Annotated in this window: 24 protein-coding genes; 6 read left to right on the top strand and 18 right to left on the bottom strand. The window is 62.3% G+C overall.

Annotated elements, in window-relative coordinates; genetic code table 11:
- Nucleotides 1-239: 239 nt before the first annotated feature.
- The gene (locus ACVISU_RS33065) at nucleotides 240-2540 is read right to left on the bottom strand and encodes an FdhF/YdeP family oxidoreductase (protein WP_456709721.1); all 2301 of its coding nucleotides are present in this window, start codon (nucleotides 2538-2540) and stop codon (nucleotides 240-242) included.
- Between the two features lie 192 nt (nucleotides 2541-2732).
- On the opposite strand from ACVISU_RS33065, the gene ACVISU_RS33060 reads away from it, so the two are divergent.
- Nucleotides 2733-2975, top strand: coding sequence for a hypothetical protein (locus tag ACVISU_RS33060; RefSeq protein WP_456709720.1), 243 nt, complete (start codon nucleotides 2733-2735; stop codon nucleotides 2973-2975).
- A gap of 153 nt (nucleotides 2976-3128) precedes the next feature.
- Nucleotides 3129-4019, top strand: a complete 891-nt coding sequence (locus ACVISU_RS33055; protein WP_456709719.1) for an SDR family oxidoreductase — start codon at nucleotides 3129-3131, stop codon at nucleotides 4017-4019.
- A gap of 17 nt (nucleotides 4020-4036) precedes the next feature.
- On the opposite strand, the gene ACVISU_RS33050 is transcribed toward ACVISU_RS33055, so the two are convergent.
- On the bottom strand, nucleotides 4037-5110 hold the full coding sequence (locus tag ACVISU_RS33050; RefSeq protein WP_456709718.1) for a flavodoxin family protein: 1074 nt from the start codon (nucleotides 5108-5110) through the stop codon (nucleotides 4037-4039).
- 379 nt (nucleotides 5111-5489) lie between these two features.
- On the opposite strand from ACVISU_RS33050, the gene ACVISU_RS33045 reads away from it, so the two are divergent.
- Nucleotides 5490-5768, top strand: coding sequence for a hypothetical protein (locus ACVISU_RS33045; RefSeq protein ID WP_456709717.1), 279 nt, complete (start codon nucleotides 5490-5492; stop codon nucleotides 5766-5768).
- 441 nt (nucleotides 5769-6209) lie between these two features.
- Here the strand turns inward: ACVISU_RS33045 and ACVISU_RS33040 are convergent, their stop codons facing one another.
- The 7 genes from ACVISU_RS33040 to ACVISU_RS33010 all read right to left on the bottom strand — a co-directional run bounded on the left by ACVISU_RS33040 (nucleotide 6210) and on the right by ACVISU_RS33010 (nucleotide 14572).
- Entirely contained in the window at nucleotides 6210-7334 is a 1125-nt protein-coding gene (locus tag ACVISU_RS33040; RefSeq protein ID WP_456709716.1) for an SMP-30/gluconolactonase/LRE family protein, read from the bottom strand.
- 124 nt (nucleotides 7335-7458) lie between these two features.
- Entirely contained in the window at nucleotides 7459-8805 is a 1347-nt protein-coding gene (locus tag ACVISU_RS33035) for an MFS transporter (RefSeq protein WP_456709715.1), read from the bottom strand.
- A gap of 236 nt (nucleotides 8806-9041) precedes the next feature.
- A complete protein-coding gene (locus tag ACVISU_RS33030; protein ID WP_456709714.1) occupies nucleotides 9042-9332 on the bottom strand; it encodes a DUF1330 domain-containing protein in 291 nt (96 codons plus the stop codon).
- A gap of 91 nt (nucleotides 9333-9423) precedes the next feature.
- Nucleotides 9424-10950, bottom strand: coding sequence for a UxaA family hydrolase (locus ACVISU_RS33025; RefSeq protein ID WP_456709713.1), 1527 nt, complete (start codon nucleotides 10948-10950; stop codon nucleotides 9424-9426).
- Nucleotides 10951-10983: 33 nt separating this feature from the next.
- Nucleotides 10984-12150, bottom strand: coding sequence for an epoxide hydrolase family protein (locus ACVISU_RS33020; protein WP_456709712.1), 1167 nt, complete (start codon nucleotides 12148-12150; stop codon nucleotides 10984-10986).
- 42 nt (nucleotides 12151-12192) lie between these two features.
- Nucleotides 12193-13587, bottom strand: a complete 1395-nt coding sequence (gene hglS / locus ACVISU_RS33015) for a 2-oxoadipate dioxygenase/decarboxylase HglS (RefSeq protein ID WP_456709711.1) — start codon at nucleotides 13585-13587, stop codon at nucleotides 12193-12195.
- Nucleotides 13588-13708: 121 nt separating this feature from the next.
- Nucleotides 13709-14572, bottom strand: a complete 864-nt coding sequence (locus ACVISU_RS33010) for a fumarylacetoacetate hydrolase family protein (RefSeq protein WP_456709710.1) — start codon at nucleotides 14570-14572, stop codon at nucleotides 13709-13711.
- An 87-nt stretch (nucleotides 14573-14659) separates the two neighbouring features.
- Here ACVISU_RS33010 and ACVISU_RS33005 point away from each other — a divergent pair, with 87 nt between their 5' ends.
- Together ACVISU_RS33005 and ACVISU_RS33000 are read left to right on the top strand one after the other, a co-directional pair.
- Nucleotides 14660-14806: a hypothetical protein gene (locus tag ACVISU_RS33005; RefSeq protein WP_456709709.1), complete on the top strand. Its 147-nt coding sequence runs from the start codon at nucleotides 14660-14662 to the stop codon at nucleotides 14804-14806.
- A 49-nt stretch (nucleotides 14807-14855) separates the two neighbouring features.
- A complete protein-coding gene (locus tag ACVISU_RS33000) occupies nucleotides 14856-16394 on the top strand; it encodes an acetolactate synthase large subunit (RefSeq protein ID WP_456709708.1) in 1539 nt (512 codons plus the stop codon).
- A 64-nt stretch (nucleotides 16395-16458) separates the two neighbouring features.
- Here the strand turns inward: ACVISU_RS33000 and ACVISU_RS32995 are convergent, their stop codons facing one another.
- From ACVISU_RS32995 to ACVISU_RS32960, 8 genes are all read right to left on the bottom strand, one after another.
- The gene (locus tag ACVISU_RS32995) at nucleotides 16459-17436 is read right to left on the bottom strand and encodes a quinone oxidoreductase family protein (RefSeq protein WP_456709707.1); all 978 of its coding nucleotides are present in this window, start codon (nucleotides 17434-17436) and stop codon (nucleotides 16459-16461) included.
- Between the two features lie 56 nt (nucleotides 17437-17492).
- Nucleotides 17493-18290, bottom strand: a complete 798-nt coding sequence (locus tag ACVISU_RS32990) for a 2-keto-4-pentenoate hydratase (RefSeq protein ID WP_456709706.1) — start codon at nucleotides 18288-18290, stop codon at nucleotides 17493-17495.
- 4 nt (nucleotides 18291-18294) lie between these two features.
- A complete protein-coding gene (ilvD, locus tag ACVISU_RS32985) occupies nucleotides 18295-19989 on the bottom strand; it encodes a dihydroxy-acid dehydratase (protein ID WP_456710957.1) in 1695 nt (564 codons plus the stop codon).
- 59 nt (nucleotides 19990-20048) lie between these two features.
- Complete coding sequence (locus ACVISU_RS32980) at nucleotides 20049-20807, bottom strand: SDR family NAD(P)-dependent oxidoreductase (protein WP_456709705.1); 759 nt, start codon at nucleotides 20805-20807, stop codon at nucleotides 20049-20051.
- Between the two features lie 136 nt (nucleotides 20808-20943).
- Nucleotides 20944-21849: a carbohydrate ABC transporter permease gene (locus ACVISU_RS32975; protein ID WP_456710956.1), complete on the bottom strand. Its 906-nt coding sequence runs from the start codon at nucleotides 21847-21849 to the stop codon at nucleotides 20944-20946.
- A 10-nt stretch (nucleotides 21850-21859) separates the two neighbouring features.
- On the bottom strand, nucleotides 21860-22762 hold the full coding sequence (locus ACVISU_RS32970) for a carbohydrate ABC transporter permease (RefSeq protein ID WP_456709704.1): 903 nt from the start codon (nucleotides 22760-22762) through the stop codon (nucleotides 21860-21862).
- Nucleotides 22763-22849: 87 nt separating this feature from the next.
- A complete protein-coding gene (locus ACVISU_RS32965) occupies nucleotides 22850-24157 on the bottom strand; it encodes an ABC transporter substrate-binding protein (protein WP_456709703.1) in 1308 nt (435 codons plus the stop codon).
- A gap of 46 nt (nucleotides 24158-24203) precedes the next feature.
- Nucleotides 24204-25271: an ABC transporter ATP-binding protein gene (locus ACVISU_RS32960; protein WP_456710955.1), complete on the bottom strand. Its 1068-nt coding sequence runs from the start codon at nucleotides 25269-25271 to the stop codon at nucleotides 24204-24206.
- Between ACVISU_RS32960 and ACVISU_RS32955 the strand changes: the two genes are divergently transcribed.
- Nucleotides 25270-25506, top strand: a complete 237-nt coding sequence (locus ACVISU_RS32955) for a hypothetical protein (protein WP_456709702.1) — start codon at nucleotides 25270-25272, stop codon at nucleotides 25504-25506. The two genes, ACVISU_RS32960 and ACVISU_RS32955, sit on opposite strands and share 2 nt — an antisense overlap.
- Before the next feature lie 284 nt (nucleotides 25507-25790).
- Here the strand turns inward: ACVISU_RS32955 and ACVISU_RS32950 are convergent, their stop codons facing one another.
- The gene (locus ACVISU_RS32950) at nucleotides 25791-26663 is read right to left on the bottom strand and encodes a LysR family transcriptional regulator (protein WP_456709701.1); all 873 of its coding nucleotides are present in this window, start codon (nucleotides 26661-26663) and stop codon (nucleotides 25791-25793) included.
- Between the last annotated feature and the right edge of the window lie 194 nt (nucleotides 26664-26857).

Raw genomic sequence — 26857 nt, 5'->3', positions numbered from 1 at the left:
GGTCTCTCAGCCACCGACGCCTACGGACAGAGCCTCGGCCGGTGATGACGACATAGTAAACCTCATTGAGGAAAGCTCCTAATACAATTCCCGTGTTTGAACTTGGAGCCCGGCGTCTGGCGTTTCTCTGCGCCTTCTGCTCGAAAAGAGAGCAGAACGAGCACGGTCCCCCCTTCGCCGGGACGACGTCAAGATTGAGTGCAATCCAGATACGGCAAGCGCGCCCGTTATCAGGCAGGCTACGCCTCCGCCCTCACCCGCACCGGGATCGACTTGGCCGCTGGCGTCTTTGCCTTCTTCTCGTGGTGCCAGAGCGGCAGCAGCGGATTGCATTCGGGATAGTAGCCGGCAATACAGCCCTGAGGAATGTCATAGGCCACGATGCGAAGACCGCCGACCTCGCGCGTCACGCCGTCATTGGCCGCCGTGGCCAGCGTCACCACGGAGCCTTCCTTTAGCGCAAAGCGGGCGATGTCTCCCGGATGCATCAGCACCACATGGCGCGAGCCGTGGATGCCGCGGAGTCGGTCGTCGTAGCTGTAGATGGTCGTGTTGAACTGGCCGTTGCTGCGCAGCGTGATCAGTTGCACCACGTCGGGATCTTTCGTTTCCGTCTTGGGATCGCTGACAAGGGAGGTCGGCGCGATGAAATTGGCCTTTCCTGTCTTTGTCTTCCATTGCCGCTTACGCGCGGCGAGCGGCCGGTGGAAGCCACCGGGCTGCCAGAGCCGTGCGTTGAAGTCGTGGAAGATATCAGGATAGGTCGCCGCGATCGCATCGCGGATCCGGCTGTAGTCGGACACCCATTCGTCCCAGGGAACAGTCGAGCGTCCCGGGGCCGCAGCCTTGGCCAACTCGGCGATGATCCTCGGCTCGGACAGCAAATGCGGGCTGGCCGGCGTCACCTGGGCACGCGAGCCGTGCATGCAGCCCGTCGAATCCTCCATCGCCACCGCCTGCCGTCCGCTCGCCTGCTCGTCGAACTCAATGCGGCCGAGGCACGGCAGGATGAACGACACCTCACCATGGACCAGCGCAGAGCGGTTCAACTTGGTCAGGATGTTGACGGTCAGGCGAAGCTTGCGCCAGGCCGGTTCGACCAGCCGATGCTCCGGAACGGCGCGGACCAGATTGCCGCCGAGCAGCACCATCGCCCGCACCGATCCGTCGATCACCTTCGCGCAGGCCTCGACCGTCGTCAGGCCCTTGTTCTCCGGGACGTCGATGCTGAACTGCTGCTTGATCTTGTCGACCGGCACCATCCACGGCTTCTCGGTGATCCCGACGGTCCGCTGCCCCTGCACGTTGGAATGACCGCGCACCGGGCAAATGCCGGCGCCGGGCCTGCCTATATTGCCTCGCATCAGTGCCAGATTGATCAAGGTCTGCACCGTTTCGACGCCCTGCTCGTGCTGCGTGAGGCCCATGCCGTAAATGAACATCACGGCATTGGCCTGCGCGTAGACCGCGGCCGCGGCTTCGAGCGCATCGCGCTGCAGACCGGATCGTCTTTCGATTTCGGACCATTCACAGAGATTTACGGCTTCCGCGAATTCATCCCAGCCGTGGGTGTGCTCGTTGACGAAAGCCCAATCGATCATGGGGTTTGTCGCGTCGGCGCGATCCTCCCAAGCCAGCAACGCCTTCGCGATGCCCATGATGGCAGCGGTATCGCCGCCGCTCCGGACCTGATGATATTGTGAGCTGATACGCGTCGGCTTGTCGCTGATCATCTCGCCGGGCGCTTGCGGGTTGACGAACTCCTCCAGTCCGCGTTCGCGCAAAGGGTTGAAAGTGACGATCGGCACGCCGCGCCGGGCGGCGTCCTGAAGCTGATGCAGCATGCGCGGGCTGGACGTGCCGACGTTCTGGCCGAAGAAGAAGATGCAATCGGTTTTGTCGAAATCGTCGAGCGTGCAGGTGCCGACCGGCACCCCGATGCTTTCCGGCAGCGCAACCGAGCTCGTTTCGTGACACATGTTCGAGCTGTCGGGCAGATTGTTGGTGCCGTAGGCGCGCGCGAACAGGCCATACATGAAAGACGCTTCCAGCGATGCACGGCCGGACGTGTAGAACACAGCGCGGTCCGGGTGTAGCGCCCGCAGCTCACGCCCGATCTCGGCAAAAGCCGCCTCCCAGCTGATCGGCACGTATTTGTCGATGGCCGGGTCCCAGCGCATCGGGTGGGTCAACCGGCCGGCCGCCTCCAGATGGTGATCATCCCAGCTTTCGAGCTCGGTAACCGTCCTTGCTGCGAAGAACTCGGGCGTGACGCGCTTGTGCGTGATCTCCCATGTGGTCGCTTTGGCGCCGTTCTCGCAGAACTCGAACACGCGCGGATCGGCGGGCTTTGCCCAGGCGCAGCTGACGCACATGAAACCGCCGGTCTTGTTCTGATGGAGAAGGACACGGCTGCCCTTGATCGGAACATGCTCGCGGGTCAGGCTCGTCGCGAGTGATCGCACCGATCCCCAGCCGCCGGACGGTGCTTCATAGGATTCGACCTCGAGATCGTCACTCAATCGGCGCCTGTTGGCCATGATTGTCCTCCCGGCTTGGCACCGGCGACGGCGAGCGCATGTTGCAGCGGAAGGTCGCTGGGGCCGGTTTTCGCTGCTCCATCAAGGTATGCAGACGTCGATCGTTCCTACGCCAACGATCGCACCGGCAATCAACGCGACCGAAAACCTGTTGTTGCCGGACCGAGTTCCAGCGCGACATGTCATAAGTTAATGACACGATCGGTCCGTCGTCACTACGGTCCAACGCTGGGCAATAGCACCAGCCTGTCCGCGATTCACGCCAACCGCACTGCCCGGGTGCTCCGCCGCAGCAACCTGCTGCAATGGCATTCACGGACAATCACGATCACTGACTGGAATGGCCTGGTCCGGTTGGCCGGATTCAACCCGGCCTATCTGCGATTGCCCGAGCACATGACGATCGATCCCACCGAGACGATCATGGCGCACTGATCCGACGGCGCCGCCTTCAGCCCGCAGCCACATCGAGGCGGAACGGCAGCAACGAATCTCGTTGCAACATGTTGTCCGGCTGAACGGAGATCGGCGACGTCCAAGGATGGATGTCCAAGGATCGTCCCAACGAGCACGCAGGAAAGCGAACAGATGAAAGCCGAAAGCTTGACGGATCCCACCAACCTCCATCCGAAACCGCCGTTCAAGAAGCAGTCGCAACCATGGCCCGGCCTGGCGGGCCAAATGGAGCCGCGTCCCGACCACGGTGAAACGAGCTACAAGGGATCGGGCCGGCTGGCGGGCCGAAAGGCGCTGATCACAGGCGGCGATTCCGGCATGGGACGTGCGGCGGCAATCGCGTTTGCCCGCGAAGGCGCCGACGTTGCTATCAACTACTTCCCGACCGAAGAGCCGGACGCACAGGACGTGATTGCGCTGATCAAGGCGGCAGACCGTCGCGGACTTGCGATCCCCGGCGACCTCAGGAATGAAGTGTTCTGCCGGGAACTGGTTGCGCGCGCAGTGGAGGGCTTGGGCGGCCTCGACATTGTCGTCTGTAACGCGGCGCGGCAGCAGTCGCGGGACTCTATTCTCGACGTCTCAACGGACGATTTCGATGCGACGATGAAGACCAACGTCTATGCGCCGTTCTGGATCATCAAGGCCGCGCTGCCGCATCTCCAGCCCGGTGCATGCATCATTGGGACGACCTCAGAGCAGGCTTACGACCCCTCGCCCGAACTCTACGACTATGCCCAAACCAAGGCTGCGACCATGAACTACGTAAAGTCGCTGGCCAAGCAGCTCGGTCCGAAGGGTATCCGGGTCAACGGTGTCGCGCCCGGTCCGATCTGGACGCCGTTGCAAGTCTCCGGCGGTGCGTCGATGGAGAAGCTCGAGAAGTTCGGCGGCCACACGCCGCTTGGTCGGCCCGGCCAGCCCGCCGAGCTCGCATCGATCTACGTCCAACTCGCCGCGGGCGATGCCAGCTACGCGACGGGTCAAGTCTACGGATCCGCCGGCGGATCAGGGCAACCATAAATCGGCGGATTGTCTTTTCATTTCGGGTTGGGATCGTTGATCTCCGCCCCGGGATCCTCCAGCCTGCCCGCACGCGCGAGTTGCACAGCGTTTCCGAGCGCGTGCGCCGCATTTATGACTTCCTGCTGGAACGCCGTATCCTTGTCGAGCGCCTGGTGCGAGGTCGCGTATGGTTCCATATAGCCGAGATATCCGTCCGCCTCCCCGGCGCGTCCGCTCGAGACGAGCCACATGTCGGTCAACCAGTCCGACAGTGATCGCCGGAGAGTTTCGGCGCCGACGCTGTCGCCATGGACCACGATGCCGAAGTGACGTCCAGCGAGATGGCGCGGATACGACCAGCCCTTCAGCTCCAGCGCCTTGGCTTCGTCTGCCCGCTTGCCGTGCGTCGAGGATGGATCGGGATTTCCTCCGTCGGCGCAGACCAGCCGATCGATCATCGCCTTCAGTCCCGCCGGCGCATGGTACCAGTTCACCGGTGTGATGATGAGAATTCCGTGCGCGGCGACCCAAAGCGGGTAGATCTCGTTCATCCAGTCGTCGGTTTGTCCCAGCGAATAATTGGGGTAGCAGCTACACGGCCAATGGCAGAGCGGCATCGCGGTCGCAACGCACGACTTGCAGGGATGAATGTGCTTGCCGAATTCGGAGGTCAGTCTCGAGAGATCGAGTATGTCGACGACAAAGCCCATATGTCGAAACACTGGCTCGGCCAGCTCGACGAGCCGCCACGTCTTCGACATTTCGCCAGGACAGGTGTGCTCACTGCGGGACGACCCGTTGACAATGAGAATTCGCGCGGGCTCCTCTAGCGATTCATGTTGTTCTTGAGCCGCCACGATCGCTTGGCGCGCAGCCAGCCAGTCAGCGGCGATGTCGTAGGTTGGATCGGCGAATTTGGGCCCTGCCTTGCGTGTCCGAGGCGCCTTGCGCGAATGACTATAGGCGTCCCACGCCGCGGCGACGATCGCATTAATCTCCCGCTGCAAAGGCTCAAACGCAGAATCCTTGAACCGGCTGCGGTAACGCTGCTCGAATTCCTCGCGCGAAAGTTTGACGGAGGGCATGCCCTTCCGGACATCAGGTTGCATCACAAGGGACCAACATAATTTCTTGGCACCAATGCAAGGGAAACTCGGCGGTTCCTATGTTGCGTTGCGACCTCGACCGCGATCTTTGGACGAGGCTAGAAGGCCGCGCGACGGCCCAAGCGTCACGAGTAAACTTCTAGGTGGCCGCCATCTGCCTGGAAAGGAGGTCGAGAGCCTCTGCACAATCTCGTGGCTTGGTCACCACCGGAACACGCAAACTTCTCCGGCAGATTACTTGCGTCGTATCCGGTATACAGCGTGACAGGTATGCCCATCTCAAGCAGGGCGGGATCATGCGCACCGCAAGTCGCGTACTCCACTACCATGGATCACCGAGCGCAAGGATCTGCGGTACCTGCGCAGCGTCGTGAAGGACATCGTGGCCGCAGCCGGCATTCGACCCGAACTTTCATTCACCTCGTTCCGCCATGGCGGCTTCACCGACGGAGCCGACAGCGACCTCACCGACGCGGAGTTGCGAGCCGCCGGCCGCCACAGGTCGGCCCGGCAATTGCCGACCTATGCAAAACGCACGCGAAAGCAGCTGATCTCGGGCACCAGGAAACGCCGCGCGGAGCGAACAAAAGCAGCCGGTTTGTCGGAACAGACGCGGCCGTTTGTCGGAATGACGACTACGAGGGCTAACCTAAGCTATTGAAAAGCTTGGTGGGCGCACCAGGGCTCGAACCTGGGACCCGCTGATTAAGAGTCAGTTCGTTTACGAGTTACTACAAACACTTAGATGTAAAAACCGTTCTCGGCGGGGCCATATAGTTCAATAGGTTACAACCGAGTTGTAAATCTCAAGCCCGCGCATTGCCGCCCACAGCCCTTCGTCCCAAACGTAAGTAGCAAACGAAAAGATCAACAGAAACAAAGATGTTTGCTTTCAATTGACCACCCTTACCGCCGTTTGTTCACGGTGTTTCGGCGGTCAATCGGTGGTTGGCTCGGTAAGCAGATGCCCAACGAGGCGGCCTGCCGAAAAACTGCCGTTCGTACGAAATCCATGTGTCCCCAACGCGTCGGTTGGCGAGGTTTAGATGCCGACCGCGCCCAGCTCACCCGTGCTCGCCACACGACGATTGCCGGTGGCAAGTCAAGGCCTCTGCGCACCCACGTCATTGACATACAACGAATAGATCGAAGTACTTGCGGCGATGAAGAGCCTGTTCTTCTTTGGGCCTCCAAAGGTCAGGTTCGCGACCGTCTCTGGCAGGTGAATCTTGCCGATCAAGTCACCGTTCGACGCATAGCATCGGACACCATCCTCCTTGGGATCGCCCCATCCGTAGCTGCACCACACGTTGCCGTGAATGTCGGTCCGGATGCCGTCGGAGAATCCGGGATTCGTATCGGCAAACACTTTCCCGTTCGTGAGCTTTGCGTCGCCTGTCACGTCAAACACTCTGATATTGGATGGGCCGCCGTTGGTGATGCCGCTATCGATGATGTAGAGCTTCTTCTCGTCGGGAGAAAATGTCAGACCGTTGGGGCGGACAAAGTCGCTGGCGACGATGGCCGCCTTGCCGCTTCGGATATCCAGGCGGTACACATTAGTCGGCAACTCGAACGGACGCTGCGCGGACGATTCGTAGTTGCCTTGGATACCGTAGCCCGGATCCGTAAACCACACCGAGCCATCGGCCGCAACGACGACGTCGTTAGGCCCGTTGAGCGGCTTTCCCTGATAAGTGTCCATCAGTACCGAAACGGTGCCGTCATGCTCGGTTCTGACAACACGTCTGGTATCCTGTTCGCACGAAATCAGGCGCCCCTCGTTATCCCGTGTATTACCGTTCGTGTAGTTCGACGGCTGACGAAATACGCTGACCTCTTCGCTCTCCTCGTTCCACCTCATCATGCGATTGTTGGGGGCGTCGCTCCAGACCAAACAGCGCAAGTCGCGGAAGTAGACCGGCCCCTCGCACCACCGACATCCGGTCGCGACCCGCTCGATGCCACCGTTCCCGACGTTGAAAGTGAACCTCTTGTCGAGCGACTCGATGTCGGGATCCGGATAATGCGGCGGCCCCGCGCGCCAGTCTCTCGCGTTGGCGATCTGGTTGCCTGCCACGCCGAAAATCACGGCGCCCCCGGTTATAGCCTCGCGTCTCGTCAACATCCCCGTCTCTCCCATGATGCGCTGGTCCTGCTCGCCAAGCGCTTGCTTCGCGCACTCGGTCGCGTACATGCCACGGTAGCGCGTATCGAGCGCTATCATGTGCTGTGTCGTAAGCCGAATGATATTCTCGCACGCACTCCATCACGAACGATGATGAGCACGTTCGTTCGCTCCAAACCCGCGCGGCCGACGAGGATCGCAATGTTCTGCGCGAGCAGCATCGTCAAGTCGGCTCGCCTGTTTCCGTTGCAAGCTCGCGCGACTTCATCTTTCCGAGGACCAACGTCAAGACAGCCGCACAGGCCGGCATCATCGCCACGACGAGAAGACCGGTCGAGAACTCACCGGTCGCGTCCTTGATCCAACCCACGAGAAAGGGCCCGCCGAAGCCGGCGAGGTTGCCGACCGAGTTGATCAGGGCGATGCCACCGGCTGCGGCGGCTCCGGTCAGCATCGCGGCCGGCAGCGTCCAGAACAGCGCGAACGCGCAGTAGATCCCGATCGACGCGAGGATGAGCGCCACGGTGACGATCGCCGGATGAACGGCCAGCGCGGACGCGGCAAGCCCCAGGCCGGCGAGCAGCAATGGCAAGGCGACATGCCAAACGCGCTCGCCGCGACGATCCGAGCTCATCGCCCACACGACCATGCCCAGCGCGCCGAACAGGTAGGGGACTGCCACGACAAATCCGGTGGCTGAATTGGAAAGGCCGAACGCCTTGACGATCTGCGGTAGCCAGAAGCTCACCCCGTACAGCGCCGCGACTAGCCCGAAATAGATCAGGCTCAACCCCCAAAGGTCGATGTTGCGGACCTCCTGGCCGAAGGTCAGGTGACGAACGGCTTCTTTCGCGAGGCGCTCGGCACGCAGGCACGACGTCAACCAGGTTCTTTCCCGGTCATCGAGCCAACGTGCGGATTCGGGGCGATCGGTCAGGAAGGAGAAGGCGACGAAGCCGAGAAGGATGGAGGGAATCCCCTCGATCACAAACAGCCACTGCCAGCCGCGCAGGCCCCAAAGGCCGTCGAGCCCGAGCAGCAGCCCTGATATCGGCGAGCCGACGGTCGACGACAGCGGCACGGCGACGACGAAGCCTGCGACGATGCGAGCCCGGTAGTGCGCCGGAAACCAGAACGTCAGATAGAGCAGGATGCCGGGGAAAAACCCGGCCTCGGCAACGCCGAGCAGGAAGCGCATCGTGTAGAAACTGTAAGTACCGACGACCAGAGCCATCAGGACCGACACGACACCCCAACTGATCATGATCCGCGCAATCCAGCGGCTGGCGCCGAATCGTTCGAGCGCGATGTTGCTTGGGATTTCGAAGAGGAAATAGCCGATGAAGAAAATTCCGGCGCCAATGCTGAATACCGTCGAAGAGAAGCCGAGTTCGCTGTTCATGGTCAGTGCAGCGAAGCCGAGATTGACGCGATCGAGATAGGCGAAGAAATAGCAGATCACCAGGAATGGCAGCAGGCGCAGCGATATCTTCCGTATCGTGCGCTTCTCGAAAGCGGCTTCCTCTGCGTCGGCGCGCGAGTCCGTACCCAAAACTCCCGTTGCAGTCATCTCATCCTCCCATCCGGTTTATTTCCGCCGCGGCGGGTCCCGCAGGCACGTCGTGCGCCGTCGGCACCGTCCATCGGGGCACCTTCGCGCGACGGCGTCCGGTGCCCGGCTTCTGGCTATCGGACGGATCCGGCGTGGGGAATCGAGATTGTCGAATGATCACCATCAAGAACGATGATGACGTCGACCGAGTAGCGGGCTGCCGGCTGCGGCGGCAGGCGCGTAACGCCGGCAAATCACGGCACGCCTTCGACAATGACGATGTCGGCGGCGGAGCAAGGTCGTCGCAGGGCCGCCGATCCGGCATAATCCGCTGAGTGCCAGCACTCCAGCGCGGCCCGGTAGCTCGGAAATTCGATCACGACATTGCGTCCGCGCGCACTCCCCTCGACCGCCGTCTGTGCGCCACCTCTGACCAGGAAGCGCGCGCCGTATCTTGCGAACAGATCGACGTTGGCCGCCTTGTATCGCTCGAATTGCTCCGCGTCGTAGACGTCGACTCTTGTGATCCAGTATCCCTTGGCCATCTTCACTGTCCCCGCTGAGCACGACGCTGGATCGACCGCACGTCAACGCACCGACTGAACCGGCGAGTGTTCCGGCGAGCGCTACGGATCCTCAAATGGTGGCTCCCATCACCCAGGGCGCAAACTCCGGGCCTCCGAACCCGAAGGTTTCGCTCTTGGTCTTCTCCCCGGACGCGACGTTGAGGATCTTTTCGAAGATTCGCTCGCCGCACCGGGCAACCGTCTCGGAGCCGTCCAAGATGGTGCCGCAGTTCACATCCATGTCGTCCTTCATGCGCTCGAACATCGGCGTGTTGGTCGCAAGCTTGATGCTCGGCGCAGGCTTGCATCCGAACACGCTCCCCCGTCCGGTCGTGAAGCAAACCATGTTGGCGCCGCCAGCGACCTGGCCGGTCGCCGCGACGGGATCGTATCCAGGGGTGTCCATGAACACGAAGCCTTTGGCATCGACGGGCTCCGCATAGCCAAGCACATCGACGAGATTGCTCGTTCCCGCCTTCGCCATCGCCCCAAGTGACTTCTCGAGGATGGTCGTCAGGCCGCCTGCCTTATTGCCGGGCGTCGGATTCCCGTTCAGTTCCGCGCCTTCGCGCTGCGTATACTGCTCCCACCAGTCGATCAGCGCGACCATCTTCTCGCCGACCTCGCGACTGACCGCGCGGCGCGTCAGGAGATGCTCGGCGCCATAGGTCTCGGGGGTCTCCGACAGAATCACCGTTCCACCGTTACGAACGACCAGGTCGCTGGCGGCGCCGAGCGCCGGATTGGCCGAAATGCCCGAGTAGCCATCTGAGCCGCCGCACTGCAGCGCGATCTTCAGTTCGCTCGCAGGCACCGGCTCGCGCTGGATCCTGGATGCATCGCGCAGCGCTTCCTTCACGAAGGACACCGCGGCCTCCACAGTGTTCTTCGTACCGCCCATGGCCTGAATGTCCATGTTCCGCAGCCGGCCGGCGAGGCGCTGCTCCTCGATCAGGCCACCCATCTGATTGACCTCGCAGCCGAGACCGAGCGCAATCACATGACTGAAATTCGGATGCCGCGCATAGCCGGCCAAGGTGCGTCGCAGCAACCGCAGCGGATCGCCCGACATCATTCCGCAGCCTGTCGCATGCGTCAGCGCGACAACGCCATCGACGTTGGGGAAGTCCTCGAGCGGGTCGTCATCGCCGCGAAACACGTTCTTCCTGAACACATCGGCAACGAGCTGCGCGACATGCGCCGAGCAGTTGACCGTGGTGATGATGCCAACGTAGTTCCTGGTGGCTACCTTGCCGTCAGGTCGACGTATCCCGGCAAAATGCGCCGGCGCCTCAAACATTTCCGTCGGCACGCAATCCCGTGAGTAGGCATAGTCCTTGGCGTATTCCCCCATGCCGGCGTTGTGGACGTGGACGTGCTCGCCGGGCAGAATCCGCGCCGAAGCGAATCCGACGATCTGCCCATAGCGACGCACCGGATCACCGACCTCGTGGACGCGGACCGCGATCTTGTGGCCGGCGGGAATCCGCTGGGCAACCACGATTCCCTCGGCGATGATCGTACCTACCGCGATCGTCGATCTCGCGATCACGACGGTATCGGAGGGATTAAGGATAATGACAGCAGAGCTACTCATTTTCTCTCACGACAGGCGTAATGGTAACGACGATCACCGGACGGTTCGGAAAAACGCGCGGATCTCTTCCGCCAGCGCTTCGGGTTGCTCCAGCGCCGGGAAGTGCCCGCCGCGCTCCATGGGCGTCCAGCGCGTGATGTTGCCGTACATTCGTTCCGCCAATGACCTCGGCGGACGCAAGAACTCCTTCGGAAAGTCAGCGTAGCCGCATGGCACCTTGATGCGCTCCCCGGCAGGCACCATCCACGGACCGTGCAATCGCGCGTAGTACGGCCAGAAGCTCGACCCTATCGCTCCCGTCGCCCAGTAGAGCATGATGTTGGTCGCCAGCACGTCCCGGCCGAGCCAGGTGTCGGGATCGCCGTTGCAATCCGTCCAGGTCCGTAGCTTCTCCAGAATCCACGCGGCGAGACCGACCGGCGAATCGGAGAGCGCATAAGCCAGGGTCTGCGGCTTGGTCCCCATGATCTGGATATAGCCGGTCTCCTCCTTTAGCCAGTCGGCGAGCTGCGTGAAGAACGCCTCCTCCTCCGCCGTCGGCTGGTCGACCGCGGGCCGTTCGCGGGGGATCGTCAGCAGCGAAATCTGAATGCCGGCGACATTCTCCGGATACGCGTATCCGAGGCGGGAGCTCACGAATGCGCCCCAGTCGCCGCCCTGGGAGCCGAACCGCTGATAGCCGAGGACGTCGATCATCAGCTTTGCGAGAGTGTCGCTGATCTCGAGGATGCTGAAGCGCCGCTGGTTTGGCCGATACGAAAAGCCGTGTCCGGGCATCGACGGCGCGACGACCGTAAAGGCGTCTTTCGGATCGCCCCCGAAGCGCGCGGGATCCGTCAGCATCGGGATGATACGGCGGAAATCCGCAAACGAGCTCGGCCAGCCATGCGTCATCAACAAGGGCATCGGGTTCGGTCCCTTGCCTTCGACATGGATGTAGTGGACGTCGATCGAGTCGAGCTCGACGGTATATTGGTCGAGCTCGTTGAGCTCGGCCTCATGCTTGCGCCAGTCATACTCGTCGCGCCAATATTCGACGAACGAGCGAAGATAGCCAAGATCGGTGCCGTAATCCCATCCGGCGCCGATCTGGTCCGGCCACCGGACTTGCTGCAGCCGACGCTTCAGGTCGGCGAGCGCGTCGTCCGGGATCGCGATCTTGAATGGCTTCGGCCTGTGGCGATGCGTTTCCAGTAACATCTTCGTTTCTACTCCATGAAACGTGGGCAAGACACTGATCGTTCAGGCATCGGAGAAGCGACATCCCAATCCGGCCTCGCACCGCGCGAGGGACGCGGCCTGGATCTCCTCATAGAGCTCGAACTCATTGCGGACCCTTTCCCCGAGCGCGTATTCGAATTCGCTCTGATTGGCGCGCCCTCGCGTCGCAGCGGAAACATCGTCGCCGAGGTTGGACCGGAATATTCCCGCCGCGCTTACGGGCAGGAAATCCTCGTAGACGATCGGCTCGATGGAGATCGCACCGGCGCCGATGACCCGCGTCAGCCTCATCCGGTCCGCCGACGGGATCGAGTTCACCTTCGCTTCGTCCGCGACGCGGTAACGGAAATACGCCAGCTTCCTCGCGTGCAAGGCATGGTAGTCGTCGGGAAACGACCGGAACGCATCGAACAGCGCAGCGCCATACTCGGTCGGATCAGCTTCGTCCGGCCGCGCAGCCTCCCGTGCCATCTCCAGCAGATGGTCGTACAGCTCCCGCCCAGTAGGAGTGAGCGCCACACCGCGCTGCTCGATCTCTCCAAACCGCGCCGTATGCGAGCCGGCCACGTCCGCACCGCGTTTTCCGCGAAACTGAATCGTCTCCTCAAGCGCCTTGAAGCTCGTTTGGCGCAGCAAAATCGGACATTTCCGCCTCGGAGGCCCCTCGATGACGGCTTTGGCCGCGATTCCCCGTCGGGGCATTTCCTCCTGCACGACGTCAATATCTAGGGCCCTGGGCGTGAGATGATTGATATGCGGCCCGCGGAACGATACGACGTCGGCGACGAGGCGATGCGTGGAGATCAGCCTGCGATAGTCGCGCTCCGACACGGTCGCATCGCGGTGCCAACGAAAGGTCTCCAGAGCTTCCGCGACGAACTCGTCGGCATCTGCACGATCCAGGCGGCCTTCCTGTTCGTACTTTTCGATCAGTTGCAGAACGCGAGGCGTGAAGATCGTGCGCTGCTTCAAGGTCGCGGCCGCCAGATCACGCAACTCCCGGTCCTCGATGAGGTCCAGCCGTAGCAGCGACGTAAAGACACGAAACGGGCTCTTGTTAAGGGAGGCTTCGCCGATCGCACGGAACGCCGTCGAATGCACCGGCACGCCGGCCGGCGCAAGATCATAGTATCCGACCGCAGACATGCCCATGACCCGAAACAGCCTGCGCATGGTTGAGAGCTCATTCGCTGTCCCGAGCCGGATCGCTCCATGGCGCTCGGCCCCGAGGCGCTCGAGCTCGCCTGCGACCTCAAGCTCTCGCCGCAACGCCGGTTGTCGCTCGAGCACGTTCGCGTTGACCTGCGCCACGATGTTGAGCAAAGTACCGTATTGCGGCACCTCGCTTCGGTACATCGTCGACATGGCGTCGGAGAAGCGCGATCGGATATCGTCTTCAGTCACGTCGTCGGGCATTACGAATTGTCTTTTTGGGCGGCGCAACGAGTTGGTTGCCACGAGAAAGGTTTGATGCCTGATGCGGAAGCCGCGGGCGCGCCGATCGGGAGTCCCGTAACGGCGCCGAGGGGCGAACCGCTCAGACGGCCTTGCTGAACGGACTCGCTCTAACGTGCTGGGTTTGCACGCCAAGCTGCTCGATCCCGATCGTCAGCACCTGTCCGGGCTTTGCAAAGATCGGCTGCGGCTTCTTGCCGATGCCGACGCCCGGCGGCGTACCGGTCGCGATGATGTCTCCGGGATGCAGCGTGAATATCTCGCTGATGAAGCTCACGATGCGCGGCACCGAGAACACCATCGTCCGAGTGTTGCCCTGCTGCATGCGGACACCGTCCAGATCCACCCACATGTCCAGGACATGCGGATCGGGCAGCTCATCCTTGGTCACGAGCCAAGGACCGATCGGCCCAAACGTGTCGCAGCTCTTTCCCTTGGTCCACTGGCTGCCGCGCTCCAACTGGTACTCGCGTTCGCTGACGTCGTTGACGACGCAGTAGCCGGCGACCTTGTCCACCGCCTCGGCCTCCGAGACGTATCGCGCCGTTGAGCCGATCACCACGCCGAGCTCGACTTCCCAGTCCAGCTTGTGCATCCCGCGCGGGATCACCACATCGTCGTTCGGTCCCGAGTAGGCGCTCGGCGATTTCAGGAAGAAGATCGGCTCGGACGGAAGCGGCGACCCGGTTTCGGCGGCATGGTCCGCATAGTTGAGGCCGATGCAGACGAAGTTGATGGGACGCGAGACGCAAGCGCCGACGCGCTGGCCCTTGTCGACCCTGGGCAGCTTCGAGATGTCAATCGCGGCGAGCGCCGCCAGTCCGGCTGGCGATATCGTTTCCCCGCTCAGATCCTTGATGTAGGCCGAGAGGTCGCGGATCTCGCCTTGCTCGTCGATCATGGCCGGCACTTCCTTGCCGACGGGTCCTACGCGTAACAGCTTCATCATCTGCTCCAAGCGGCCAGGGCTGCAACGCCCGGCACCGTTGCCGATGTCGGCCACACCGCGACTTTTGTAAAATGATTTTCCAACATGTCGATCATCATGAAAGATGATGCGGCCCCTGATCGAGGTCGGCCTTGCGTCGCCGAGATGCGCGCTGCTGCGACGTTCATCACGACGACTGATGAGGCAATTCAGATTCCTGGTTTGTCGATGTCGATGCAACGAGGCTATTGATTTCGTTCCCACGACCAAACGATTCACGATCTGTATGTTGAGGTGAGCGATGAACGGCGCCGAGAGCCTGGTCTACACGCTGCTGCAAAGCGGCATCGATACATGCTTTGCAAACCCGGGCACCAGCGAGATGCACTTCGTTGCGGCGCTGGACCGGATTCCGGGCATGCGATGCGTGCTGGCGCTGGCTGAAGGTGTCGCGACGGGCGCCGCCGACGGCTACGGCCGAATGGCCGACAAGCCGGCCTCGACGCTGCTGCATTGCGGTCCCGGCCTTGCCAACGGGCTGTCCAATTTGCACAACGCAAGACGTGCGCAGAGCCCGATCGTGAACATCGTCGGAGATCAGGCGACCTATCATGCCCCGCTCGACGCTCCGCTCAGCTCCGACACGGAAGGCTGGGCACGACCGGTCTCGGCCTGGACCAGGACTGCCCGGCATGTGCGATCGGTCGGCGTCGACGCTGCGGCCGCGGTGCAGGCCGCTCGCTCTGCTCCGGGTCATATCGCAACGCTCGTGCTGCCTTCCGACGCAAGTTGGGACGAGGGCGGCAGCGTCGCGGCTCCGCTGCTCCCCCCGCCGCCCGCTCGCGTGCCGCAGGCTATTGTCGAAAGGATCGCTTCCGTCTTGCGCAGTGGCGAGCCTGCGCTGCTGTTCCTTGGCGGCCGCGCCTTGCGGTTACAACCGGCGGCAGACGCGTATCGGATCGTGCAGGCGAGCGGCTGTCGGGTTCTGGCCCAGCAGGCCAACGGCAGAATCGAACGCGGTCTTGGGCGTGCGCACATCGCCAAGCTCCCTTATGCCGTTTCCGCGGCTGTCGAGGCGCTGGCGGGCGTCAAGCATCTCGTGTTGGTTGGGGCGCCGGCGCCGGTCGGCTTCTTCGCCTATCCCGGAAAGCCAGGGCTGTTGGCGCCGCCGGAGGCGACGGTTCACGTCCTGGCGCGGCCCGACCAGGACGTTGCGCAGGCGCTCGCGGATCTCGCCGATGCACTCGATGCTCCGCGCCGGATCAAGCTCGACGAGCGCGCTCGTCCCGAGCCGGCGATGGCGAGCCTGTCATCGCAGGCGGTCGGACAGACTCTGGCAGCGCTGCTTCCCGAGCAGGCGATCCTGGTCGACGAGAGCGTCAGCTTTGGACGCTCGTTCTATGCAGCGACGGAAGATGCCGCTCCACATGACTGGCTGCAGATCACGGGCGGGGCGATCGGATGCGGCATTCCGCTGGCGACGGGAGCGGCCATCGCGGCACCGGGGCGCCGCGTGGTCTCGATGCAGGCAGATGGCGCCGCCATGTACTCGCTGCAAGGCCTCTGGACCCAGGCGCGCGAACGCCTCGATGTTACGACTGTGATTCTATCCAATCGCAAATACGCGATCCTTCTCGGAGAATACGCCAACGTCGGGGCGACGCCCGGCAAGACGGCCCACGACATGCTCAGTCTTACGAATCCGGACCTCGACTGGATCAAGCTCGCCGGGGGAATGGGCGTCGAAGGAGCACGCGCGACCAGCATCGAGGCTTTCGCCGACCTGTTCGTTGCGGCAAACCGGCGCAAGGGTCCGTTCCTGATCGAACTTCTTGTGTGAGGTATCGGCCGCCGGCGGCCGCCCGAGCGGTAGAATATTCCCGCGCCCGCCGGCGGCGTTCACGTCATGCGATCAGAACGCTCGGCCCGATCGTTCGACACGCCTCGATATCAGCATGCGCTGCAGCGATCTGATCGAAGGCGTATCTGTGGTTCACCTCAATCCGGATCTTCCCGCTCAGAATCAGATCGAACAGTGCCTTGGCAGAGGCTTCGAGATCACGCCGTTTCGCATTGTACACGGAGAGCGTCGGTCGCGTCATGTAGAGCGCCCCCTTGCTCGACAGTAGGTTCGGGCTGAACGGCGGAATGACGCCGGACGATTGCCCGAAGGTCACGAACATCCCGCACGGCGCAAGGCAGTCGAGCGATGCCTCGAAAGTGTTCTTGCCGACGCTGTCGAAGACCACCGGCACGCCCTCCCCGTCGGTGAGCTCCCGCACACGCGCCGCGATGTCCTCGCGATGATAGTCGATCACATGGTCGAAGCCATGGCTCGCGGCGATGGCGCACTTCTCCGGCCCGCCCGCGGTCCCGATCGGGACTGCGCCCAGCGACTTCAGCCACTGTCCCGCAATCAAGCCGACCCCGCCGGCGGCCGCGTGAAACAGGACAGTTTCGCCCGGCGCGACGGGATAGGTCCGTCGGACGAGATACTCGACGGTCATCCCCCGCGTCATGACTGCGGCGGCGACGACGTCTGAAATGCCGTCCGGCACGCGCACGAGAGTAGCTTCCGGGACGATACGTGCCTCGGCATAGGAGCCGGGAACGTTGCCCGAATACGCAACACGATCGCCCCTCCTGACCAGCGTCACCCGGTGCCCAACCGCCTCGACGACGCCCGCCGCCTCGACGCCGAGGCGCCCTGGATAGGCGATCGGATACACCCCCTTGCGGTGATAGATGTCGACGAAATTGATACCTATCGCAGTCTGCCGCACCAGCACGTCATGGTCGCCCAGAGCATCCAGTTGGGTATCCACGACCTGCAAGACGTCGGGACCCCCGGCCGCCGACGCAATCACGACTTTCGCTTTCATGTTTCAAATCCTCGAACCGCGACTGGCGCTGAAGAGCGCGGAATGATCGATAGCCGTCAATGCGCGACGAATTTCACGGCGACATGCCCATGATCTCCGAAATACGCGACGACGTTGCATCCCGTCGGCACCGCCGGCGCACCGAGAAAACTTCCGGAGCTGACAATATCCCCTGCGCTCAGGCCGAGACCCCGGCGGCTCAGCCAGTTTGCCAGCCATACACATGGCGCCAACGGATCCCCGAGGACGTTCGAGCCGGTGCCTCGGGCGACCTCGACGTCATCGACATAGAGCCGCGCCTCGAGATTGATGCGATCGAGCTTGCGCCAGACTTCGATCGGCGCCCCCAGCACGAGGCCCGAATGGGCACCGTTGTCCGCCACCACGCTGAACCTTCCTGCGGCGGGCGGATCGAGGAAACGCGAGCCGACGATCTCGATCGCCGGAAAGATGACGTCAATCGCATCCGCGAGTTCCTGCTCCGAATAGGGTTCGTTGCGCGGCGGCAGAGCGCGAGCCAGCCGGAACGCCAATTCTGCTTCGCATTTCAGGTTGGCCGGCCGCAACTCGCGAACGGTCGCCCCGCTGAAGACCATGGTCTCCGATGGCACGCGTCCCGTCATAGGCTCCGACACGCCGTTGGCGTCCTGCAGGCTGCGCGTGGTCCACCCAACCTTCCAGCCGGCCAGCGCGCGGGCGAGCGAGCTATGCACCCGTTCCTGGATCCGATACGCATCGTCGATGGTTGAAGGAGCGATACTCTCAGGCCATCCTGTCAGCGTCGTCCCGCTGCGGATCGCGCCGGACAGCGCGGCTGCGGCGAGGGAAAGCGCGTCAGAGGACATCTCGTTCATCAGGTCAGATCTCCGAATAGCGATGGCCCTCTGATTTCGCGCCGGGATGGACGACCGCTCCGTTGCGCGCGCCCCCCACCGTCTGGGCATAACGCCACAACGCCCCGGTCGTGTACTGCGTCGTCCGCGGCTTCCAGCGCGCCCTGCGGTCGTTCAACGCCTGCTCCGTCACGTCGAGCACGATCGAGCCTGCCTCCAGGTCAATGGAGACGACGTCTCCGTTCTCGACCAGTGCAATGGGCCCACCGACGAACGCCTCGGGACCGACATGCCCGACGCACATTCCGCGGGTGGACCCCGAGAATCGCGCATCGGTGATCAGGGCGACTTTCTCACCCATTCCCTGCCCGTAGATCGCCGACGTCGTCGCCAGCAACTCCGGCATTCCAGGCGACCCTTTCGGGCCCTCGTAGCGTATGATCAGCGCGTCGCCCGCTTGATATTCGCGCGCCAGGACGGCAGCGAGGCACGCCCGCTCGCTATCGAAGACCCGCGCGCGCCCCACGAACGTGGTCTGCTTCAGGCCGGCGGTCTTGCAGATCGCGCCCTCCGGCGCGAGGTTGCCGCTGAGCGTGACCAGCGTGCCGGTCGGCTTGATCGGGCGGGATGGCGCGAAGAGCAGCTCCTGATCCGGCTCGACGCTAACGTGAGCGTGGTTTTCCGCGAGCGTCCTTCCGGTCACCGTCAGACAATCGCCATGCAGAAGCCCGGCATCGAGCAGCAGCTTGATGATCGCCGACGCTCCGCCCGCGCGGAAGACGTCCTTTGCGATGTATTTCCCGCCAGGCCGGAGATTGGCGATATGCGGCGTCCGCTTGGCGATACGGCCGATATCATGAAGATCGAATTCGACGCCGGCCTCGTGCGCCATTGCCGGCAGATGCAGCGCCGAGTTGGTCGAACCTCCCGTTGCTGCGACATAGGTCGCCGCGTTCTCAAATGCCTTCAACGTCGCGATCTGCCGCGGCCTGATCCCATTGCGCAGGAGCCGCACGACGGCTTCGCCGCTGTGACGTGCGAGAACCGAACGCTCGTGCCAGATAGCGGGCATGAATGCAGTCCCGGGGAGCGCGAGCCCCATTACTTCGGAGACCGCAGCCATGGTACTGGCGGTCGATTGCCCCGAACATGCTCCCGCCGTGGGACAGGCCGCGTGCTCCATCTCGAACAGTTCCTCGCGCGAGATTTCACCTTTGGCGGCTTTACCGACCGCCTCGAACACATCCATCAAGATCATGTCCGCGCCGCGATGCGTCCCGGGCAAACGCGGGCCGCCGTAGAGGAACACGGCTGGCACATCCAGGCGCAGCATCGCCATCATCATGGCCGGCAGGTTCTTGTCGCACCCGGCGATTCCGACCAAGGCGTCGAGGCAGTGTCCTCGCATCGCCACCTCCACGGAATCGGCGATGACTTCGCGAGAGACCAGCGAGCTCTTCATGCCGGCGTTACCATTCGCGATCCCGTCGGTGACGCTGACCGTATTGAACTCGAACGCCACCGCGCCGCCGGCCGATACTCCCTTCTTCACGTGCTCCGCCTGAGCCCGTAGCGAGATGTTGCAGGGGGATACGTCGGTAAACGTATGGAAGACGCCCACAAGTGGCGCCTTGGCCAGGTCTTCGGCAACCCCCACGCCGTGCATCATCGATCTGTTCGGCGATTTCTCGTCGCCTATGGTCACGTGCCGGCTGGGCATTGCGCGCTTGTCGAACTCGGTCACCATCTACCTCGCGATCTCATCTATTGTTCAGGCGATCAGACGATCGTCGCGCCGCTGTCGACACTCAACACCTGACCGGTGGTGCGGGCCGACTCGTCGGAGGCGAGATACAGTGCCATGTAGGCCACGTGAGACGGCTCGACCCAGCCGAGCGGCTGTCCTTCGCGAACCAGCCGGTCGATGTGCTCGTTCTTCTGCGACAATGCAAAGATGCGGTCGGTCCGCGTCGAGGCTGGCGCCAGCGCGTTCGCCCTGATCCCCTGCACGGCGTATTCGGCGGCAATCGCCCGAGTGATCGAGACCACACCGCCCTTCGCCGCGGTGTAGCAATCCCGGCCGCGAAGTGCCATCAGTGCGGCATGCGAGGCTGTATTGATGATCGAACCGCCACCGGCGGCGGCGAGATGCGGAATGCCGTATTTGCAAGTCAGGAACGTACCGAACAAGTTCACACGAATGGTCCGCCAGAACTCTTCCTCGGGCGCGTCCGTCACGCGCGCGTCCGTCAGCCCAGAGCCGCCGGCATTGTTGTAGATCACGTGCAGCGATCCAAACCTGTCGATGGCGAACGCGATCGCGCCCCTGACGCTTTCGACCTCGCCGACATCCATCGTCACGTGATCCGCGATGCCGCCGGCTCCCTCTATCAGCTGCCGGGTTTCCCGCGCCGCCGCCTCGTTGAAGTCGGCGACGACCACGCGTCCCCCTTCCTTTGCGAACAATAGGGCAGCGGCTCGCCCGATACCTGCGCCTGCGCCCGTTATCAGAGCTATCTTGCCGTCAAGCCGCGCCATCGCCGATCCTCCACATAAGTCTGAGACATGTCTCTGGGCCGATCTGATCGCGGCCATCCCGACGAGAATTAATCGGACCACCGGCAATGAGAAGCCAATTGTGGTGATGAGATCATCGCAAGCCGTGATGGCCTCGCTATTCCTTCACGGCGCCCGTCATCGCGGACACGTAGTGCTCCACGAAGAAGCTGTAGAGCACGACCAGTGGAAGCGACCCGAGCAGAGCGCCCGCCATCAACGAGCCCCAGCGATAGACATCGCCGTCGACGAACTCGCTCACAACGGCCACCGGAACGGTCTTGTTTCCGGTCGAGGACAAGAACGTCAGCGCGTAGATGAACTCGTTCCAGCACAGTGTCAGCGAGAATATCGAGGCCGAAATCAGCCCTGGAACGGACAACGGCAGGACAACGCGGCAGAGGATCTGCCAGCGGCTCGCGCCGTCCATCAGTGCGCATTCCTCGAGCTCGAACGGAATCGTCTTGAAGTAGCCCATCAGCAGCCAGGTCGAGAACGGCACCAGGAACGTCGGGTAAACCAGGATCAAGGAGAGCGGGCTGTCGAATAACCCATAGGCCTGGATGATCGTCGCCAGCGGGATGAAAAGAATCGACGGCGGAACGAGATAGGCGAGGAAGATAACGCCGCCGACCAATTGCGCGCCGCGAAACCGTATCCGAACGATCGCGTAAGCTGCGAGCACGCTGGCAAACAGGGAAAGCACGGTCGCGGCGACCGACACGTACATCGTGTTCCAGAGCCAGATCGGATAGTTGCTTTCGAAAAGCAGCTTGTCGATGTGCTTGAGCGTGGGATTGACAACCCAGAACGGGTTGAAACGCTCCATGTCCACGAGCTGCTCGTCGGGCTTCACGGCCGTCAGCGCCATCCAATAGAACGGAAAGATTAGCACGACGAGGATGACCAGGAGCGGCAGGTAGACGGCCACGAGCTTGCGCGGGAACGTCTCGAGATAGTCCATCCCCGCGGACTCGTCGGGCGCGATGCCGGCCGATATCGTTTCGTCGCTGCGATCGAACATGCTAGCTGCGTCAGCCATTGCCACCACCGTGCTGCCATTTGCGGTTCTGCAAGCCGAACCAGGAGACCATGATTGCCGCGAGCAGGAACGGGATCATCGCGGTCGCTATTGCCGCTCCCTCACCGAGGTTGCCTGCGAGAATAGCGCGCTGATAGCTGAGCGTTGCCATGAGATGGGTTGCGTTGACCGGACCGCCCTTGGTCATGGCCCAGATAAGCTGGAAATCGGTGAACGTAAACAGGACGGAGAACGTCATGACCACTGCGATGATCGGCGACAGCAGCGGAAGCGTGATGTATCTGAAGCTCTGCCAGGCGCTCGCGCCATCCAGCGTGGCCGCCTCGTGCAGCGATGGCGAAACGGTCTGCAGGCCGGCCAGCAACGTGATCGCGACAAACGAAACGCCTCGCCAGATGTTCGCGATGATCACGGAGATACGCGCCAGATAGGGATCTCCGAGGAAGTTGATGTTGGCGTCGATCAGGTCGAGGTGCCGAAGGCTCCACGAAATGATCGAGAACTGACTGTCGTAGATCCACCAGAACGCGATGGCGGACAGCACCGTGGGGACCACGAAGGGGATCAATACGATCGAGCGGACGAGCGCCTTGAACGGAAGGTTCTTGTTGAGCAGTAGCGCCAGATACAGGCCGATCGCAAACTTCGCCGCCGATGCAAAGACGGTGTAGAGCAAAGTATTGACGACGGAGAGCCAGAACACCGCATCGTCCGACAGCCATTGATAGTTTTCCAGGCCGACGATACCGGCACCGTCGCGACCGAGGCGCGTATCGGTGAACGAAAGCCAGATGCCCTTCAGGAGAGGGTATCCAAGGAAAAGACCGAGGATGAGCGCCGTCGGCACCATGAACAGAGCTCCGACGGCGTGACGATTATCCCGAATCCGGGACATTCCGGCAGCTCTCGATCGGCTCTCGATCGGGGACTGAAACCGTGACATATTGTTTCCTTGCTCTTGCAGGCTTCCGGCAGATCTCGTTCAGCGGTAGAGCCGCCGCGCCTGCCGCTCGGCCAGGCGGATCGAGTTTTTCAGGTCTTCCTTGCCCGTGACGTAGTTCGCGATCATGTCGACCACGACGAAGTCTGCGATCGCTGCCGCGGCCTTCTCGCCGACCGAGCCGATCCCTCCGGCGGTCAGCGTCCTCTTCGCGCAGTCGCGGAACGGCGTCCGCTTCGGATTGCTGGTCCAGGCCGGACTGGCATCGAACTCGTTCAGGCAGTGGGTGACAAACCCCTGCGCGCCACCGAGCCAAGCGTTGAAGCGCTGCGACTCCAGGAAGAAAGCAATGAAGGCCTTGCAGGCGTTCGGATACTTCGTGAAGTTGAACGCCAGCATGGGGAAGCAGAGATGAAGCTCGGTCGGCTTTCCTACCCGCCCGATCGGAAAGTAGGCGTGGTCCATGTCGTCCGCCAATGGCTCGTTGCCGGCCTGCGCCGCGACGTAGATCGAGATGCCGTTGTTCGTGAGATGCAGGTCTCCGGCCAGGAACGCCTTATTGTTGGACCCGTCATTCCACGATGCCGTTCCTGGAATGAAGCACTCGTAGAGCTGCTTGGCATATTCCAGAGCCGCCATGGTTTCCGCGGAGTCGATGATCACCTTGTCATGCTCGTCCACCAGATAGGCGCCATGCGACCACAGCGCCCAGTGCGCCCAGTTGTTGGCATCGCCAGAGGCGTGCCCGAGCGCGAAACCCGCAGGAGTGCCGTTGCGTTTCAGACCGCGGCACAACTCCAGGAAGCTTGCATTGTCTTGCGGGAATTTCGAGAAGCCGGCTTTCTCGACCGATGACTTGCGGTAATTGATGATGGTGCCAGACATTCCGATCGGGATCGAAATCCAGCGCCCGCCGCTCTGGCCATAGGCGCGCGCGGCGGGTACCCAACCTCCATGTGCAGAGCCGAGATAGTCCGCCAGATCGGAGACGTCGAGGCACTTCTCCGGAAACAGGTGCGGAAGGAAGTGAAGGCCCCAGACGATATCGGGCCCCTGCTGCGTGTGTGCCGCAACTGATGCTTTCGGCTGCACGTCGTCATAGGACTCGGACAAGACCGTCACCTTGACTCCGGTCGCCGCCGTGAAGGCCCTTACCGTCTCCGCGAAAGCATCTTCCTCCGACTGCACGAAGCGCTTCCAGCGCAGAATGCTCAGCGTAGCGCCTGGCTCGCATGGCCATGCCGCCTGCCCTGCCCATAACTGCGCACTCCGACCGAGTCCGTCGCCTGCAGCGAAAATCGCCGCGAGCGAAGCCTGTTTCAGAAATGAGCGCCTTGAGTCCTCGTTCACCGCGTCTTCTCCCTACTGCGAGGTGTAGCCATGGCCGGGTCGGCGTTCAGTTCAGCCGCATGTTGGTCTCGGCGTCGAACACGTGAAGCGGAGCGTTTGCGAAGTCGAGCCGCACCTGTTGGCCCGGCGTCAGCCGGACCCGATCCCGGAACACGGCCGTAACCACCTCTTCGCGTGGCGTTCTGAACAGGACCTCGGTCTCCGAACCTGAAGGCTCGACAATTTTCACTTCGGCAGACATCCCGGTTGCGGCCAGGGAAACGTCGTGCGGCCGCACCCCCAACAGCACTCGTTGCCCGTCACGAAGGTTCGGCGCTTCCATCAGCGCGACGTCGGCGCCGCCATCGCCGATAAACCGCCACTCGCCGGTATTCGCGACACGTCCGCCAATGAAGTTCATGGCCGGCGATCCGATGAAGCCGGCCACGAAAGCGTTGCGCGGGCGGTCGTAAAGCTCGGTCGGTGCCCCGACCTGCTCGACCCTGCCATCACGCATCACGACGATCTTGTCCGCCATCGTCATCGCCTCGATCTGGTCGTGGGTGACGTAGACCGTGGTGGTACGCAACCGCTGATGGAGCTCCTTGATCTCGGCGCGCATTCTGACCCGCAGCTTCGCATCGAGATTCGACAGCGGCTCGTCGAACAGGAAAACCTTGGGGTTGCGCACGATTGCGCGCCCCATCGCGACGCGCTGGCGCTGGCCGCCTGAAAGCTGCCGCGGGTACCGGTCGAGCAACTGGCTGAGTCCGAGAATTCCGGCTGCTCGCTGTACGCGCTCGTCCATTTCCCGCTGCGGCGCCCGGCGCAGCGTCATGGAGAACTTCATGTTGTCGGCAACCGTCATATGCGGATAGAGCGCATAGCTCTGGAACACCATCGCGATGTCGCGATCTTTGGGCGGCATTTCGTTCACCACGCAGCCGTCGATCGAGATCGTGCCTGTTGTCACGCGCTCCAAGCCCGCCAGCATCCGGAGCAGCGTCGATTTTCCGCAACCGGACGGACCGACGAGCGTCACGAACTGACCATCTGCGATATCGATCGAGACGTTGTGCAACACACCGATCGTACCGAACGACTTCCCGACATTCTCAAAGGATACGTCACTCATGCTTGTCCAGATCCCCGAGCTGACCAAACACCGACGCGTCTTTCGGCGAGTCGCGCGAATGCTAGGCCATCGTTTGGCTGTGCTGATGATGCGCGAGGCGCGACCAGCAGGGTCATTTCCTCATTTGCCGCTCGCAGAACGAAGCGGCTTGTTCCTGTATGTTGGCATCGTCGATATGATCGGCGGGCACCGCCGGCAATGGCATTCTTTTTATGAAGGTCATGCCGACTTTTGATGAGGTCCGCTGGACGCTGCGCCGTGGCGCTACGTCGCCGCCGAGCGATGACCGCGACGCGTCACCCCGTTACGTCGCGATCCAGCCGCGCGAACATCGCGCTGAACCAATGCCGGCGACGGAGGCGGCCGGCTCGACGTCATCAAGGTTGCCGGAGAAGATACGAGATATATAGGCGGACGGCGTTCGTTCGCGGAATCGAAGCAGCCGCGCAACCCCGGCGGCCGCGCGGACGTCGACGTCGGTCCGCTACGCTAGCTGTACGGCAATTCCGATAACACAGCCTAGCTTGCGAGGCTGAGCACCGGCTGCTCCATCCCAAGCACAAGATGATCTGCAAGCAGAGAAGCGGGCCGCGAAATGTTCGGCGCGCGATGGAGACAGATGTCGGCCGCCGGCAGTCGCGGCATGCCGTCGCGCTCGGTCAGCGGGCGCAGCTTCTTGGGAAACGTGCTCGCCTTGAAGACGGTCACGGCCAATCCTTGCGCGGCAATCGACTCGACGGCGGCCATGCTGTGGCTGACAAATGCCAGGCGCCAGCGTCGGTTGTCTCTGTCGAGCGCTTCCGTCGCCCACTTCCGGAACAGGCAGCCGTGCGGATAGAGCGCAACCGGCAAGGGATCAACATGCTCGACGAGCTCGGCCGCGCTACTCGCCCACACCGCCTGTTCGCGGCGCAAGAACTCACCTCCGCCTTCGCCGACGGGATGCATGGCAATGACCAGATCGAAAGCTTCGCCCAATCGCTGCGGCATGTTCGCGGTCAGGCCGGTTTCCATTTCGACATGGATTCCAGGATAGTTGCTCGCGAAATTCGACAGCAGCGGCGGTAGCACCAGGCTTCCATAGTCGTCCATCACGCCAAGTCGCACCAAACCTTCGACCTTCTGTTCGCGCAGGCGGTCGACCGCTTCCTGGTTCAGCAGAAGAATGCGGCGAGCATAGCCGAGCAAAGCTTCACCGGAAGCGCTGAGATCCACCTGTGCTTTGGTTCGGATGAACAGCGCGACACCCAGCCGCTCCTCCAGGCGTTTTATCTGCATGCTCACTGCAGACTGCGTCCGGTGAAGCATCGTCGCCGCGCGCGTGAACGATCGGTAGTCGGCAACCGCCACAAAAGCTTTCAACAGATCGGGATCAAGATCCGGGATAGCCATAACAGAGTTTGATTCTAGGAAATCTAGGAATTTGATTTAGTGATGCACATTCCTAAGGTCCACGCAATCACCTTCTGCAGCATAGGAGGCTTCGAGGATTATCTCGCGAAGGAAATCGCCCAATTGCGGAGAGAGTGGGAGTCGAACCGACGAGCCAGCCCGTTCAACGATCGGGCTCGAAGGCTAGGCCAACG

It is taken from the genome of Bradyrhizobium sp. USDA 4452, assembly GCF_054063575.1.
This window is presented reverse-complemented; position numbering and strand designations above follow the sequence as displayed.